Source organism: Citrobacter sp. Marseille-Q5395, assembly GCF_947057495.1.
GTDB lineage: Bacteria > Pseudomonadota > Gammaproteobacteria > Enterobacterales > Enterobacteriaceae > Citrobacter > Citrobacter murliniae.
On record NZ_CAMSEL010000010.1, the window covers coordinates 173,514 to 188,782 of the forward strand.

The following is a 15,269-nucleotide window of genomic DNA, read 5'->3' on the forward strand; positions in this document are numbered from 1 at the left end:
TTCTTCCTCGGCCCCTTAGTGAGCGGATTCCGCGTGGCTCATGTCCATGCCTTCCATCCCTTCGTGTGCGCTGTGCTCACCTTCTGGTTTGGTCATGTCCATGCTCTTACCGTGAGCCATAAATTTGTTAATAACGTCTTTAAACAAATCCGGTTTCACGTTGGAGAAGTATTCCACCTGGTTGTATTCACTTGGCGCAGCCACTTTCTCGAACGCCGCCATGTCACTCATGGTGTTCGTGGACTGTTTCGCTTTAGCAACCCATTGGTCGAATTCGGCGCGGTCCTTTGTTGCGATAGCCTTGAACTTCATACCGGAGAAGCCTGGTCCGCTGTAGCTTGCGGAGATACCATCATAAGTACCGACTTCGTTAGCGATCAGATGCAGGCGAGTCTGCATACCGGCCATGGCATAAATCTGGCTACCCAGACGCGGGATAAAGAAGGAGTTCATCACGGAGTTGGATGTCACTTTGAATTCAACCGGAGTGTTCGCCGGGAAGGCGATTTCATTCACGGTAGCGATACCCTGTTCCGGATAGATGAAGAACCATTTCCAGTCCATGGAAACCACTTCGATGGTAATGGGCTTCTCGTCATGCGCCAGCGGTTTGCTTGGCTCAAGTGCGTGAGTGGTTTTCCAGGTGAGTACAGCAAGGAAAATGATGATCAGAATCGGCACCGTCCAGACCACAGCTTCCACTTTATTGGAGTGTGACCAGTTCGGGCTGTACTTCGCATCTTTATTGCTTGCACGGTACTTCCAGGCAAAACCAACAGCCATCAAGATGGCCGGAATAACGACAATCAACATCAGGCCAAATGCCGTCAGTATCAGTGAACGTTGTTCCAGTCCAATCTGTCCTTTAGGGTCAAGCAGCGCAGAATTACAGCCACTGAGTAATGCAGTGCCTGCAATTAATGACAACCATCCCAAACTTTTATTGTATTTCCTGAGTCTCATTTAACGACCTCAATTCCACGGGACCGGGTGGCGTTTAAAGTGTGAGGGCATTTTACGGGAAGGTTACATTACTGTAAACATCATTGGATCTGTGTTACCGGGTTCTGCCGTGCGTGTCACATATGTTGCAATATATGTCAGGTTGGCTTTAAGAACCTGTTGCAACATCATGTTATAACGAAAGCGGGTTCATGGAGAAGGCATAGAGGGCAATTGGTATAACCAATGGTAAAATAAAACAATTGTTTAACAATTGATTATCAATAAAGAGACAATTGAAGGGCGGAAAATAAATCTGTCTTGGCTGAATCGAGTAAGGAAAATAGAATTTATAAAAGGCGTCAATAATTTCCAAATTCTATGGGGCACAAAACAACAAATATTATTTTTATCAATCGTTGTTTATTTAGCCGTTATAATTACGCAGGGTGATTACAACGGCCAAATAAACCGGTCAAATTACGCCAGACGCGTTTTGCGTAGAGCCAGGTAATCCAGCAGTCCACCGAATACGATCCCACAGACGGCGATCAGGACCGCAACTTCAAGGAGTTCCGACAGGAAGGAGAAATTGGTGTAATCGAGGGCGTTCATCGTTAGCAGTAACAGCCATACAGCCAGTAGACAGCAGCCCACCAATAGCGTCATTAATGCCAGATTGTATGCTCCGCGGAATTCCGTGCGCGGGATAAAACTTTCGTTTTGCCAGCTATGTTCCAGCGTCTGACGGCAAACCAGCAACAACACGAGGCCTGGGATCGCGGCAAACACAGAGAACAGATAAAATGTTGGCCAGCCGTGCGCTTCGACAAACCAACCCGCTACCGGACCTACGTAAACGCGTCCAACTGCGGAAAGGGCTGAGAGCAGGGCGAATTGCGTTGCAGAAAAAGATTTATTACACAACGTCATTAACAGGGCGACAAACGCCGCTGTCCCCATGCCGCCGCAGAGGTTTTCGAAGAATACTGCCGCGCCCATACTGAACATGTGCTTATCAGTAATGGAAAGTAACCAGTAGCCTGCATTTGACGCCCCTTGCAGAACGCCGAAAATCAGCAATGCACGGAACAGCGACAGACGCTGCATCAGGATCCCGCCGTAGAGTGCGCCAACAATTGTGGCCAGCAGCCCCAGCGTTTTATTGACGACGCCGACTTCGCCTGCGTCAAATCCGACGCCGCGAATTAAAAATGTCGTGGTCAGGCTCATGGCGAAGGCATCGCCAAGTTTATACAGCACAATGAGCAGCAGGATAAGCCAGGCGTTGTTACGCCCAAAGAAGTCACGTAGTGGGGCGACAACCGCTTGTTCCAGCGTTTTGGGAACCGGAATAGTATCTGTGGGTTCGGGGGCCAACAGGGTGGCGATAATACAAGGAATGAGTAGTGCTGCCATCAACCAGTACATTCCTTGCCAGCCCAACCAGCGATCGGCCATCCACAGGGCCAGTCCACCGGAAACCAGCATCCCCAGGCGGTAACCCAGCACGCTGATTGCCGCGCCGGTTCCTCGTTCTTCTGCGGGCAAAACGTCCGTTTTCCATGCGTCAAAGACGATATCCTGTGAGGCTGAGCAGAACGCGATGACTACTGCGAGTGCAGCCATCCAGCGTAGTTGCGAGCCAGGTTCCAGGAATCCCATTGCGGCGATAGAAATGAGTAGTAATAGCTGGGTAGTGAGCAGCCAGCCGCGACGTCGCCCTAAAAAAGGTGGCGTGTAGCGGTCCATAACCGGGGACCAGAGGAACTTAAAGACGTAGGCCTGGCCGACCAGAGAAAAGAAGCCGATGGTTTTAAGGTCGATATTCTCAACCGTCATCCATGCCTGGAGCGTACCGGAGGTCAGTGCGAGTGGTAAACCGGAGGCAAAGCCTAGCATCAGCAGAATAGCTGATTTCGGTTGCTGGAAAATGCTTAAATAGTGACTGGGCATGAGTATTTAAAGCTGACCCGGCGTTAGCCGGGTCAGGATGCAGAAATTAACGTGCGTTCTGCTTGATGAAATCATGAACGCTGGTGTCCTGAGACATATCAGAGATGGTGTCTGTCAGGACGCTGTTAACGGCGTCCGCAATATTTTTGTTAGAGGCCTGGAATGCGCCTTCAACAGAGTAGCTTGCGCGGTAGTTTTTCGTCATCTTGTTGCCGTTTGCCGCGGTTGCGATAATAGCGATGTCGGCTTTGGTGGCGATGTTATAGCGCACGCTACCTTGAGACACATCAGCATACAGTTGGCTAACGATGATTTGCAGGTTAACTGCACCGTTCGGACCTACCATGTAACCGCGCGCGGTCATCTGTTTCTCCAGTACTTCTTGCAGCAGGAATCGCAGATCGCGGGAAGCAGTCAGAGTAACCAGTTGATTGTCGCGGGTCACTTTCGCCAGTGCCTGATCCTGACGCTGGTCGGCGCCGTTGATGCTGACAGTCACACCCATCAGGCTAGGATCCTGCTGCGGCAGGGTAATTCTCGGAGAAACGTTAATGGTGGTGGGTGGAGTTGCGCAGCCAGCCAACATAAACAGCGCGACTAAAGGAAAGAGGATTTTTTTAAACATGCCAGGGCTCTCAGCGAATCTAAATTGTATGGTTAGAGAAATTTCCCGCCATCATAACATCGCCAACGACGAGGGGAAGTGGGTAACGCATGTAAATTCATCGCGTTGTCCGTTTAGTTACTTTGTAGATACCATAAGTGGAGTTTTTGCAATCAAACGAACAGATGAACCAGTGAACTTCATTCGTTTGAATGAGAAAATCAGACAAACGCTAATTATTTGTTGCTTAGGTGTAATGAAAACGGTAAAAGCGGCTAGTATTTAAAGGGATGGGTGACATCTCAGCGTTGTCGGAGGAAATATTTCATGATGATTCGTGAGCAAATAGAAGAAAAATTAAGGGCAGCGTTCCAACCCGTGTTCCTCGAAGTTGTGGATGAAAGCTATCGTCACAATGTTCCGGCAGGTTCTGAAAGCCACTTTAAGGTTGTGCTGGTCAGCGATCGCTTTGCAGGTGAGCGTTTTCTTAATCGTCATCGGATGATTTACGGTACGTTAACGGCGGAGCTCTCCACAACCGTGCATGCACTAGCCCTGCATACCTACACGACTAAGGAGTGGGAAGGGTTGCAGGATACTGTTTTTGCCTCTCCTCCCTGTCGTGGAGGTGGAGCGGGAAGCATCGCGTAGAAAAACGGATTTGCAACAACCGGCGCTTTTCCAGTATGTTGCTACAGATTATGTGAAAACGGCCTACGGGCCGTTTTGTTTTGTCTGAATTCTGAGCGAGTCGTATAGTATTCAGACAAAAATTAGCCGGGAATTGTGAAAAAAGCCGCAGCAACGCGCGATAACCGTTCTCGACTCATAAAAGTGATGCCGCTATAATGCGCGTCTTATTTTTCGGAATGTCTTCGGGATGATTCTGACGACAGGGAATGTGATTGATTATGAGAACATCCCGGTTCCGCGAAGCCAACAACCTGTGCTTGCGGAGAAGAGTTGACCGAGCACTGTGATTTTTTGAGGTAACAAGATGCAAGTTTCAGTTGAAACCACTCAAGGCCTTGGCCGCCGTGTAACGATTACTATCGCTGCTGACAGCATCGAGACCGCTGTGAAAAGCGAGCTGGTCAACGTAGCGAAGAAAGTGCGTATTGACGGTTTCCGCAAGGGAAAAGTACCGATGAATGTTGTTGCTCAGCGTTATGGCGCATCTGTTCGCCAGGACGTTCTGGGTGACCTGATGAGCCGTCACTTCGTTGACGCAATCATTAAAGAAAAAATTAATCCGGCTGGCGCACCGAACTACGTTCCGGGCGAATACAAACTGGGTGAAGATTTCACTTACGCGGTAGAATTCGAAGTATACCCGGAAGTTGAATTGACCGGTCTGGAAGCTATTGAAGTTGAAAAACCAGTTGTTGAAGTGACCGACGCTGACGTTGACGTTATGCTGGACACCCTGCGTAAGCAGCAGGCAACCTGGAAAGACAAAGACGGCGCTGCTGATGCAGAAGACCGTGTAACCATCGACTTCACCGGTTCTGTAGACGGTGAAGAGTTCGAAGGCGGCAAAGCATCTGATTTCGTACTGGCGATGGGCCAGGGTCGTATGATCCCGGGCTTTGAAGAAGGTGTTAAAGGTCACAAAGCTGGCGAAGAGTTCACTATCGACGTGACCTTCCCGGAAGAGTACCACGCTGAAAACCTGAAAGGTAAAGCCGCTAAATTCGTTATCAACCTGAAAAAAGTTGAAGAACGTGAACTGCCGGAACTGACTGAAGAATTCATCAAACGTTTCGGCGTTGAAGATGGTTCCGTTGCCGGTCTGCGCGCTGAAGTGCGTAAAAACATGGAACGCGAGCTGAAAGGTGCCGTGCGTAACCGCGTTAAGACTCAGGCGATCGAAGGTCTGGTGAAAGCCAATGACATCGACGTTCCTGCTGCTCTGATTGACAACGAAATCGATGTTCTGCGTCGTCAGGCTGCTCAGCGTTTTGGTGGCAACGAGAAACAAGCTCTGGAACTGCCGCGTGAACTGTTCGAAGAACAGGCTAAACGCCGCGTAGTTGTTGGCCTGCTGCTGGGCGAAGTGATTCGTACCAATGAGCTGAAAGCTGACGAAGAGCGTGTTAAGGGCCTGATCGAAGAGATGGCTTCTGCTTACGAAGATCCGAAAGAAGTTGTTGAATTCTACAGCAAAAACAAAGAGCTGATGGAAAACATGCGCAACGTCGCTCTGGAAGAACAGGCTGTTGAAGCGGTTCTGGCGAAAGCGAAAGTGACTGAAAAAGCCACTTCTTTCAACGAGCTGATGAACCAGCAGGCGTAATTCGTCGCTTTTTTAGCACGAAATATATACGCAAGCCCGTCACCTTCAGGTGGCGGGTTTTTTTTTGTCATGGATTTTGCATGGGAAGAGTGCGAAAACAGCGTTTCAGTGTTAGCGTTACAACAAAAGATTGTTATGCTTGAATTATGGCGATGTCGTACCCATTACAGAGGGACTAGCTGATAATCCGTCCATAAGGTTACAATCAGCACAGCAGGTTTTTTCAAATTTTATCCAGGAGACGGAAATGTCATACAGCGGCGAACGAGATAACTTTGCACCCCATATGGCGCTGGTGCCGATGGTCATTGAACAGACCTCACGTGGTGAGCGCTCTTTTGATATCTATTCTCGTCTACTTAAGGAACGCGTTATTTTTCTGACTGGCCAGGTCGAAGACCATATGGCTAACCTGATTGTGGCGCAGATGCTGTTCCTGGAAGCGGAAAACCCGGAAAAAGATATCTACCTGTACATCAACTCCCCTGGTGGGGTGATTACCGCAGGGATGTCTATCTATGACACCATGCAGTTTATTAAGCCGGACGTCAGCACCATTTGTATGGGCCAGGCGGCCTCAATGGGCGCGTTCCTGCTGACTGCAGGGGCAAAAGGTAAGCGTTTTTGCCTGCCTAACTCTCGCGTCATGATCCACCAGCCTCTGGGCGGTTACCAGGGCCAGGCGACGGATATTGAAATTCATGCCCGTGAAATCCTGAAAGTGAAAGGGCGCATGAATGAACTTATGGCGCACCATACGGGTCAATCTCTTGAGCAGATTGAGCGTGATACTGAGCGCGATCGCTTCCTCTCCGCTTCTGAAGCGGTGGAGTATGGTCTGGTCGACTCGATTTTGACCCATCGTAATTGATGCCTGAGGTGCAGGTGTGCCGCTACACACTTTATCCTTAAAGTTACCTCTTTGTAGGCTGCCAGCGCTTACTCCTGTTACTTACTTATGTAAGCGGCCGGGGATTTGCTTAGTTGCCGCCTCGATGTAGCTCGAATGATTTTGTGTATATACTAATGAAGGGCGGCACAACGCTGACAAGCGGCCTTGCGCCTGAGAATGGCATTTGCGTCGTCGTGTGCGGCACAAAGAACAAAGAAGAGGTTTTGACCCATGACAGATAAACGCAAAGATGGCTCGGGCAAATTGTTGTACTGCTCTTTTTGCGGCAAAAGCCAGCATGAAGTGCGCAAGCTGATTGCCGGTCCATCCGTGTATATCTGCGACGAATGTGTTGATTTATGTAACGACATCATTCGCGAAGAGATTAAGGAAGTAGCACCGCACCGTGAACGCAGTGCGCTGCCGACGCCACACGAAATTCGCAACCACCTGGACGATTACGTTATCGGTCAGGAACAGGCGAAGAAAGTGCTGGCGGTCGCGGTATACAACCATTACAAACGTCTGCGCAATGGCGACACCAGCAATGGCGTCGAGTTGGGCAAAAGTAACATTCTGCTGATTGGCCCGACGGGTTCCGGTAAAACGCTGCTGGCTGAAACGCTGGCGCGCCTGCTGGATGTTCCGTTCACTATGGCTGATGCCACCACCCTGACCGAAGCCGGTTATGTGGGTGAAGACGTTGAAAATATCATTCAGAAACTGTTGCAGAAGTGCGATTACGACGTACAGAAAGCGCAGCGCGGGATTGTCTATATTGATGAGATCGACAAAATCTCACGTAAATCAGACAACCCGTCTATTACGCGTGACGTTTCCGGCGAAGGCGTACAGCAGGCGTTGCTGAAACTGATCGAAGGGACAGTTGCTGCAGTTCCGCCTCAGGGTGGACGTAAGCATCCGCAGCAGGAGTTCTTGCAGGTTGACACCTCTAAGATCCTGTTTATCTGCGGTGGTGCTTTCGCAGGGCTGGATAAGGTGATTGCTAACCGTGTTGAAACCGGCTCCGGCATTGGTTTTGGTGCGACGGTAAAAGCCCAGTCTGATAAAGCCAGCGAAGGTGAACTGCTGTCGCAGGTCGAACCGGAAGATCTGATCAAGTTTGGTCTGATCCCTGAATTCATCGGTCGTCTGCCGGTTGTGGCAACTCTGAGCGAACTGAGTGAAGAAGCGCTGATCCAGATCCTGAAAGAACCGAAAAACGCCCTGACCAAACAGTATCAGGCGCTGTTCAATCTTGAAGGTGTCGATCTGGAATTCCGTGAAGAAGCTCTGGATGCGATTGCTAAAAAAGCGATGGCGCGCAAAACCGGTGCCCGTGGCCTGCGTTCTATCGTGGAAGCTGCGCTGCTCGACACAATGTACGATCTGCCTTCTATGGAAGACGTCGAAAAAGTAGTGATCGACGAGTCCGTGATCAGTGGCCAAAGCAAGCCGTTATTGATTTACGGTAAGCCGGAAGCACAGCAGGCATCTGGTGAATAATTAACCATTTTATACAATCGGTTAATCAAAAAGGGGGGATTTTATCTCCCCTTTTATTTTTCCGTAAACATGGCGTTGAATGTGTGGGAAACATCCCCATATACTGACATACATGTTAAAGGTGGTATGAAGCACAGCAATGCCATCCGATTACCTGGCGGACACTAAACTAAGAGAGAGCTCTATGAATCCTGAGCGTTCTGAACGCATTGAAATCCCCGTATTGCCGTTGCGCGATGTGGTGGTTTATCCGCACATGGTCATACCCTTATTTGTAGGGCGGGAAAAATCTATCCGTTGCCTTGAAGCGGCTATGGACCATGATAAAAAAATCATGCTGGTCGCGCAGAAAGAAGCTTCAACGGATGAGCCGGGTGTAAACGATCTTTTCACCGTCGGGACCGTGGCCTCTATTTTGCAGATGCTGAAACTGCCTGACGGCACCGTAAAAGTGCTGGTCGAGGGGTTACAGCGCGCGCGTATTTCTGCGCTGTCTGATAACGGCGAGCATTTCTCTGCGAAAGCGGAGTACCTTGATTCGCCAGCCATTGATGAGCGCGAACAGGAAGTGCTGGTGCGGACCGCAATCAGCCAGTTCGAAGGCTATATCAAGCTGAACAAGAAAATCCCACCAGAAGTGCTGACGTCGCTTAACAGCATTGACGATCCTGCGCGTCTGGCGGACACCATCGCTGCCCATATGCCACTGAAGCTGGCGGACAAACAGTCCGTGCTGGAGATGTCCGACGTTAACGAACGTCTGGAATATCTGATGGCGATGATGGAATCTGAAATCGATCTGCTGCAGGTTGAGAAACGCATTCGCAACCGCGTTAAAAAGCAGATGGAGAAGTCCCAGCGTGAGTACTATCTGAACGAGCAAATGAAAGCCATTCAGAAAGAGCTCGGCGAGATGGACGATGCGCCGGATGAAAACGAAGCGCTGAAACGTAAGATCGACGCGGCGAAAATGCCGAAAGAGGCAAAAGAGAAAGCGGAAGCTGAACTGCAGAAGCTGAAAATGATGTCTCCAATGTCGGCAGAAGCGACTGTAGTACGTGGCTACATCGACTGGATGGTACAGGTTCCGTGGAATGCGCGTAGCAAGGTCAAAAAAGATCTGCGTCAGGCGCAGGAAATCCTTGATACCGACCATTACGGTCTGGAGCGCGTGAAAGACCGTATTCTCGAGTATCTTGCGGTTCAAAGCCGTGTGAACAAAATCAAGGGGCCGATCCTGTGCCTGGTTGGACCGCCGGGGGTGGGTAAAACCTCTCTGGGCCAGTCCATCGCTAAAGCGACCGGGCGTAAATACATTCGTATGGCGCTGGGCGGCGTGCGTGATGAGGCTGAAATTCGTGGTCACCGCCGGACTTATATTGGTTCGATGCCGGGTAAACTGATCCAGAAAATGGCCAAAGTGGGCGTTAAAAACCCGCTGTTCCTGCTTGATGAGATCGACAAAATGTCTTCCGACATGCGTGGCGATCCGGCTTCCGCACTGCTTGAAGTGTTGGATCCAGAGCAGAACGTGGCGTTCAGCGATCACTACCTGGAAGTGGATTACGATCTCAGCGACGTCATGTTCGTTGCGACCTCTAACTCCATGAACATTCCGGCGCCGTTGCTGGATCGTATGGAAGTGATCCGTCTGTCCGGTTATACCGAAGACGAGAAGCTGAATATCGCCAAACGTCACCTGCTGCCGAAGCAGATTGAGCGTAACGCGCTGAAAAAAGGCGAGCTGACGGTCGACGATAGCGCCATTGTGGGCATTATTCGTTACTACACTCGTGAAGCAGGCGTACGTAGTCTGGAGCGTGAAATCTCCAAACTGTGCCGTAAAGCGGTTAAACAACTGTTGCTCGATAAGTCACTGAAGCATATCGAAATCAATGGCGATAACCTGCATGATTACCTGGGGGTACAGCGCTTTGACTACGGTCGTGCGGACAACGAAAACCGCGTTGGTCAGGTTACGGGGCTGGCATGGACGGAAGTAGGTGGCGATCTGCTGACCATTGAAACCGCTTGTGTACCGGGTAAAGGCAAGCTGACCTACACCGGTTCTCTGGGTGAAGTGATGCAGGAATCCATTCAGGCAGCGCTGACCGTGGTTCGTGCGCGTGCGGAAAAACTGGGCATTAATCCGGATTTTTACGAAAAACGCGACATCCACGTCCACGTACCTGAAGGGGCAACACCGAAAGATGGTCCGAGTGCGGGTATTGCCATGTGTACTGCGCTGGTGTCTTGTCTGACTGGTAACCCGGTGCGTGCGGATGTGGCAATGACCGGCGAGATCACTCTGCGTGGTCAGGTTCTGCCTATCGGTGGTTTGAAAGAAAAATTGCTGGCAGCACACCGTGGCGGCATCAAAACGGTCTTAATTCCAGATGAAAACAAACGTGACCTGGAAGAGATTCCGGACAACGTAATTGCCGATCTGGACATCCATCCGGTGAAACGCATTGAGGAAGTTCTGACTCTCGCACTGCAAAATGAACCGTCTGGAATGCAGGTTGTAGCGGCAAAATAGTGACCTCGCGCAAAGAGCACTAATAAAAACAGGGCTGGCAGGTCATTTCGGACTTGCCAGCCTTTTTTTGTATAGCTAATTTAGATGACGGATTAGGTCTGCCATCATTAACGGGTGTTGTAAGGGCATGGCAGGCCTGATATAACTGCTGCGCGTTCGCACTTTGAAGGATTCAGGTGCGATATAAATTATAAAGAGGAAGAGAAGAGTGAATAAATCTCAACTGATCGACAAAATTGCTGCAGGGGCTGATATCTCTAAAGCTGCGGCTGGCCGTGCGTTAGATGCAATTATTGCTTCTGTTACCGAATCTCTGAAAGAGGGTGATGACGTAGCGCTGGTAGGTTTTGGTACTTTTGCCGTTAAAGAGCGTGCTGCCCGTACTGGTCGCAACCCGCAAACTGGTAAAGAGATCACCATCGCCGCGGCAAAAGTACCGGGTTTCCGTGCAGGTAAAGCACTGAAAGACGCGGTAAACTAAGAGTGATCCCCTTGGGGATGTGACAAAGTACAAGGGCGCATCAACTGATGTGCCTTTTTTATTTCCCATTCCGGGACTTTCTACGTGTTGTGGGCTGACAATTGCCCCTGTTTCTTGTCACAATAGACCTTTCCGCGCAGCGTTCAGAAAACGCTATGCTGCGTGAGGTATACAGTCACCTACAGCGGAGTGTGGTTACACCATGATGGACAGCTTACGCACGGCTGCTAACAGTCTCGTGCTCAAGATTATTTTCGGTATCATTATCGTGTCGTTCATTTTGACCGGCGTGAGTGGTTACCTGATTGGCGGAAGCAACAACTACGCCGCAAAAGTGAATGGCCAGGAAATTAGCCGCGGGCAGTTTGAGAATGCGTTTAACAGCGAACGTAATCGCATGCAGCAGCAGTTGGGCGATCAGTACTCTGAACTGGCGGCAAACGAAGGCTACATGAAAACGCTGCGTCAGCAGGTGTTGAATCGTCTTGTGGACGAGGCTCTGCTGGATCAGTACTCCCGTGAGCTTAAGCTCAGCATCAGCGACAAGCAGGTTAAACAGGCTATTTTTGCTACTCCTGCTTTCCAGGTTGATGGCAAATTTGATAACAACCGCTACAACGCGATTGTGAATCAGATGGGGATGACTGCAGACCAGTATGCTCAGGCACTGCGTAACCAGCTCACCACGCAGCAACTGATCAACGGCGTTGCCGGGACAGATTTCATGCTGAAAGGTGAAACGGATGAGCTGGCGGCGCTGGTCGCACAACAACGTGTCGTGCGTGAAGCGACGATTGACGTCAACGCCCTTGCTGCGAAGCAATCGGTGACCGACCAGGAAGTAGCCAGCTACTACGAGCAGAATAAAAATCGCTTTATGACGCCGGAGCAGTTCCGTGTGAGTTACATCAAGCTGGATGCTGCAGCAATGCAGGAAACAGCCAGCGATGCTGATATTCAGTCTTACTATGACCAGCATCAGGATCAGTTCACCCAACCTCAGCGTAGCCGTTACAGCATCATTCAGACTAAAACGGAAGATGAAGCCAAAGCGGTACTGGATGCGCTGAACAAAGGCGGTGATTTTGCCGCTCTGGCCAAAGAAAAATCCGCCGACATTATCTCTGCCCGTAACGGCGGTGATATGGGATGGCTGGAAGAATCTACTACGCCGGATGAGTTGAAAAATGCTGGCCTGAAAGAAAAAGGTCAGCTGTCAGGTGTGATCAAATCTTCGGTTGGTTTCCTCGTTGCCCGCCTGGACGATATCCAGCCAGCACAGGTTAAACCTCTGAGCGAAGCGCGTGATGATATCGCGGCGAAAGTGAAGCAGGAAAAAGCGCTGGATGCTTACTATGCGTTGCAACAGAAAGTGAGCGATGCTGCAAGTAACGATAACGAATCCCTGGCGGGGGCTGAGCAGGCTGCTGGCATGAAAGCGGTCGAAACGGGCTGGTTTAGCCGTGACACCCTGCCGGAAGAGCTGAATTTCAAACCTGTCTCTGACATCATTTTTAACGGTGGTCTGATTGGTGAGAATGGTTCTCCGGGCAGTAATTCTGACATCATCACAGTGGATGGCGATCGTGCGTTTGTGCTGCGTATTGCGGAGCATAAAGCAGAGGCTGTTAAGCCACTGGCGGATGTGAAAGAGCAGGTCATCGCGCTCGTTAAGCATAATAAAGCTGAGCAACAGGCGAAACTGGATGCAGACAAACTGCTGACTGAGCTGAAAGCCGGTAAAGGTGATGAAGCAATGAAAGCAGCCGGTCTTAGCTTCGGCGAAGAGAAGACGCTGAGCCGAACTGGCCAGGATCCCGTGAGTCAGGCTGCATTTGGCCTGGGGCTGCCAGCGAAAGACAAGCCGAGCTACGGTGTGGCGAACGATATGCAGGGCAATGTAGTTCTGCTGGCACTGGAAGAAGTGAAAGCGGGTTCTATGCCTGAGCAGCAGAAGAAAGCGATGGTTCAGGGGATTACCCAGAATAACGCACAGATTGTCTTCGAAGCGCTGATGAGCAACCTGCGTAAAGCTGCAAAAATTAAAGTCGGTGATGCGCTGGAACAGCAGCAGTAACCGAGGCTCTTCGCAAAAAATTGCAAAAAGTTGTATTCCCCAAAGGCCGCTTTCGCGGCCTTTTCCATTTCTGATATTTGCTATTTGTCTGCTGTTCTTCACCTCGCTATCGTGACTCTACTGTTAACAAACAAGGAGCAAACAGTATGAAACATGGAATCAAAGCACTGCTTATTACCCTTTCGTTGACTTGTGTGGGTATGACACAAAGTGCGCTGGCGGCGGAACCTGTCGCAAACAGTCAGATGACCCAGACCAAAGCAGATACCTCTGGTGCGGCGCATGGAAAAGCAACTGCACCGGCAAAATCCAGCGATGATGAAGGCACCAGGGTAAGTATCAATACAGCCTCTGCGGAGGATTTAGCGCGGGTTATGAATGGTGTGGGATTGAAGAAGGCGCAGGCGATAGTCAGTTATCGGGAGGAGTACGGACCGTTTAAAACCGTCGATGATTTAAAGCAGGTGCCGGGAATGGGAAGTTCACTGGTGGAACGTAATCTGGCATTTTTAACACTTTAATAACTTGCGCAGTGGCAAAAATTTGCCAGACTATAGAGGTCATACCAGTTATGACCTCTATACTCGTCGCATTTCAAGCTGTAGATGCGTTGGTTACGCTCACTTGCCCGAATTATACGCTTGCTGAGTTACTCGGTCTGCGACCTCCCTCTTAGGGGCCAGCGCAAGCGCTGTTCAAAACACAGCGTGTTTTGTCCTGCAACTCGAAATCCTTAGAGTATGTTCTTATAAAAAAATTAGGGTTCCCGCGCTATGCAAACACAGATTAAAGTCCGTGGTTATCATCTCGATGTCTATCAGCACGTCAACAATGCCCGTTATCTTGAGTTTCTGGAAGAAGCCCGCTGGGACGGTCTTGAAAACAGTGATAGCTTTCAGTGGATGACCGCACACAACATCGCTTTTGTGGTGGTTAACATCAATATTAACTACCGGCGTCCTGCTGTGCTGAGCGATCTGCTGACCATAACCAGCCAGGTACAACAGTTAAACGGAAAAAGTGGAGTTTTAAACCAGACAATCACTCTGGAGCCGGAAGGGCAGGTCGTAGCCGATGCGTTAATTACTTTTGTCTGCATTGATTTGAAAACTCAGAAAGCGCTACCGCTGGAAGGAGAGTTGCGAGAAAAGCTGGAGCAGATGGTGCAGTAATTGTCGGTTGCCTGATGGCGTTTTTCTTATCAGGCCCAGAAGTTCATTATTTGTAAGCCGGATTAGGCGGTTATGCCGCAATCCGGCTCAATTCAAAAATTACTTTAACCCGGTCTTGCGCTTCATTGCAGCCATAATCTCGGATTTATCCGCCAGATAATGGTTCAGACCGTTAGCGCGCAGATTACAGGCGGCACAATGACCACAACCGTCGCCCTTAATTCCGTTGTAGCAGGTCAGTGTCTCATTACGCACCAGATCCAGCTTGCCCCAGTAATCGGCCAGCGCCCAGGTTTCAGCTTTATCAATCCACATCAGCGGGGTTTCAAAGCGGATGTCTTTTGCCATCCCCAGACTAACGGCATGGTTCAGCGCTTTGACAAATTCATCGCGACAATCCGGATAACCGGAGAAATCGGTTTCGCAGACGCCGGTAATGACAGCCTCCGCTTTCACCTGGTAAGCATAAATAGCCGCCAGCGTTAAAAACAGAATATTGCGCCCTGGCACGAAGGTATTGGGGATGCCGTCAGCATCCGGTTCATAATCCGGAACCGGAATATTATCCCGGGTCAGACTACTGACAGCCAGTTCGCTGAGCAGCGTGACATCAAGGACTTTGTGTGCACGGGCACCAAGTTTTAAGGCCAGGTCACGTGCGACATCAATCTCAGCGCGATGGCGCTGACCATAATCAAAGGTCACGCAGTGCACTTCATCATACTGATGCAGCGCTTGCGCCAGACAAGTGGTGGAGTCCTGACCTCCACTAAATACTACAACGGCACGTTTCATGGCTTTTCC

General features: G+C 50.1%; 13 protein-coding genes. 9 read left to right on the forward strand and 4 right to left on the reverse strand.

Going from position 1 to position 15,269, the window contains the following annotated elements:
• Window positions 1-15: 15 nt before the first annotated feature.
• The 3 genes from cyoA to OH663_RS13285 all read right to left on the reverse strand — a co-directional run bounded on the left by cyoA (window position 16) and on the right by OH663_RS13285 (window position 3,523).
• Entirely contained in the window at window positions 16-963 is a 948-nt protein-coding gene (cyoA, locus tag OH663_RS13275; protein ID WP_045440542.1) for a cytochrome o ubiquinol oxidase subunit II, read from the reverse strand.
• A 459-nt stretch (window positions 964-1,422) separates the two neighbouring features.
• Window positions 1,423-2,898, reverse strand: a complete 1,476-nt coding sequence (ampG, locus tag OH663_RS13280; RefSeq protein WP_200012188.1) for a muropeptide MFS transporter AmpG — start codon at window positions 2,896-2,898, stop codon at window positions 1,423-1,425.
• A gap of 46 nt (window positions 2,899-2,944) precedes the next feature.
• Complete coding sequence (locus OH663_RS13285) at window positions 2,945-3,523, reverse strand: lipoprotein (RefSeq protein WP_045440546.1); 579 nt, start codon at window positions 3,521-3,523, stop codon at window positions 2,945-2,947.
• A gap of 306 nt (window positions 3,524-3,829) precedes the next feature.
• On the opposite strand from OH663_RS13285, the gene bolA reads away from it, so the two are divergent.
• From bolA to fadM, 9 genes are all read left to right on the forward strand, one after another.
• Window positions 3,830-4,153, forward strand: a complete 324-nt coding sequence (gene bolA, locus OH663_RS13290; protein WP_045440548.1) for a transcriptional regulator BolA — start codon at window positions 3,830-3,832, stop codon at window positions 4,151-4,153.
• A gap of 346 nt (window positions 4,154-4,499) precedes the next feature.
• The gene (gene tig / locus OH663_RS13295; RefSeq protein WP_045440551.1) at window positions 4,500-5,798 is read left to right on the forward strand and encodes a trigger factor; all 1,299 of its coding nucleotides are present in this window, start codon (window positions 4,500-4,502) and stop codon (window positions 5,796-5,798) included.
• Between the two features lie 247 nt (window positions 5,799-6,045).
• Window positions 6,046-6,669 carry an ATP-dependent Clp endopeptidase proteolytic subunit ClpP gene (gene clpP, locus OH663_RS13300; RefSeq protein ID WP_003021624.1) on the forward strand — a complete coding sequence of 208 codons (624 nt, stop codon included), beginning with the start codon at window positions 6,046-6,048 and terminating at the stop codon, window positions 6,667-6,669.
• Window positions 6,670-6,921: 252 nt separating this feature from the next.
• Window positions 6,922-8,196 (forward strand): ATP-dependent protease ATP-binding subunit ClpX, encoded by a 1,275-nt coding sequence (clpX, locus tag OH663_RS13305; RefSeq protein WP_045440553.1) that lies wholly within the window; start codon window positions 6,922-6,924, stop codon window positions 8,194-8,196.
• Between the two features lie 184 nt (window positions 8,197-8,380).
• Window positions 8,381-10,735, forward strand: coding sequence for an endopeptidase La (lon, locus tag OH663_RS13310; protein WP_045440556.1), 2,355 nt, complete (start codon window positions 8,381-8,383; stop codon window positions 10,733-10,735).
• A gap of 190 nt (window positions 10,736-10,925) precedes the next feature.
• Complete coding sequence (gene hupB / locus OH663_RS13315; RefSeq protein WP_219352570.1) at window positions 10,926-11,216, forward strand: nucleoid-associated protein HU-beta; 291 nt, start codon at window positions 10,926-10,928, stop codon at window positions 11,214-11,216.
• A 202-nt stretch (window positions 11,217-11,418) separates the two neighbouring features.
• On the forward strand, window positions 11,419-13,293 hold the full coding sequence (gene ppiD, locus OH663_RS13320; protein ID WP_200012189.1) for a peptidylprolyl isomerase: 1,875 nt from the start codon (window positions 11,419-11,421) through the stop codon (window positions 13,291-13,293).
• Between the two features lie 146 nt (window positions 13,294-13,439).
• Window positions 13,440-13,814, forward strand: coding sequence for a helix-hairpin-helix domain-containing protein (locus tag OH663_RS13325; protein WP_045440561.1), 375 nt, complete (start codon window positions 13,440-13,442; stop codon window positions 13,812-13,814).
• Between the two features lie 252 nt (window positions 13,815-14,066).
• Window positions 14,067-14,465, forward strand: coding sequence for a long-chain acyl-CoA thioesterase FadM (fadM, locus tag OH663_RS13330; RefSeq protein ID WP_045440562.1), 399 nt, complete (start codon window positions 14,067-14,069; stop codon window positions 14,463-14,465).
• A 99-nt stretch (window positions 14,466-14,564) separates the two neighbouring features.
• On the opposite strand, the gene queC is transcribed toward fadM, so the two are convergent.
• Window positions 14,565-15,260, reverse strand: coding sequence for a 7-cyano-7-deazaguanine synthase QueC (gene queC / locus OH663_RS13335; RefSeq protein WP_045440563.1), 696 nt, complete (start codon window positions 15,258-15,260; stop codon window positions 14,565-14,567).
• Window positions 15,261-15,269 lie beyond the last annotated feature (9 nt).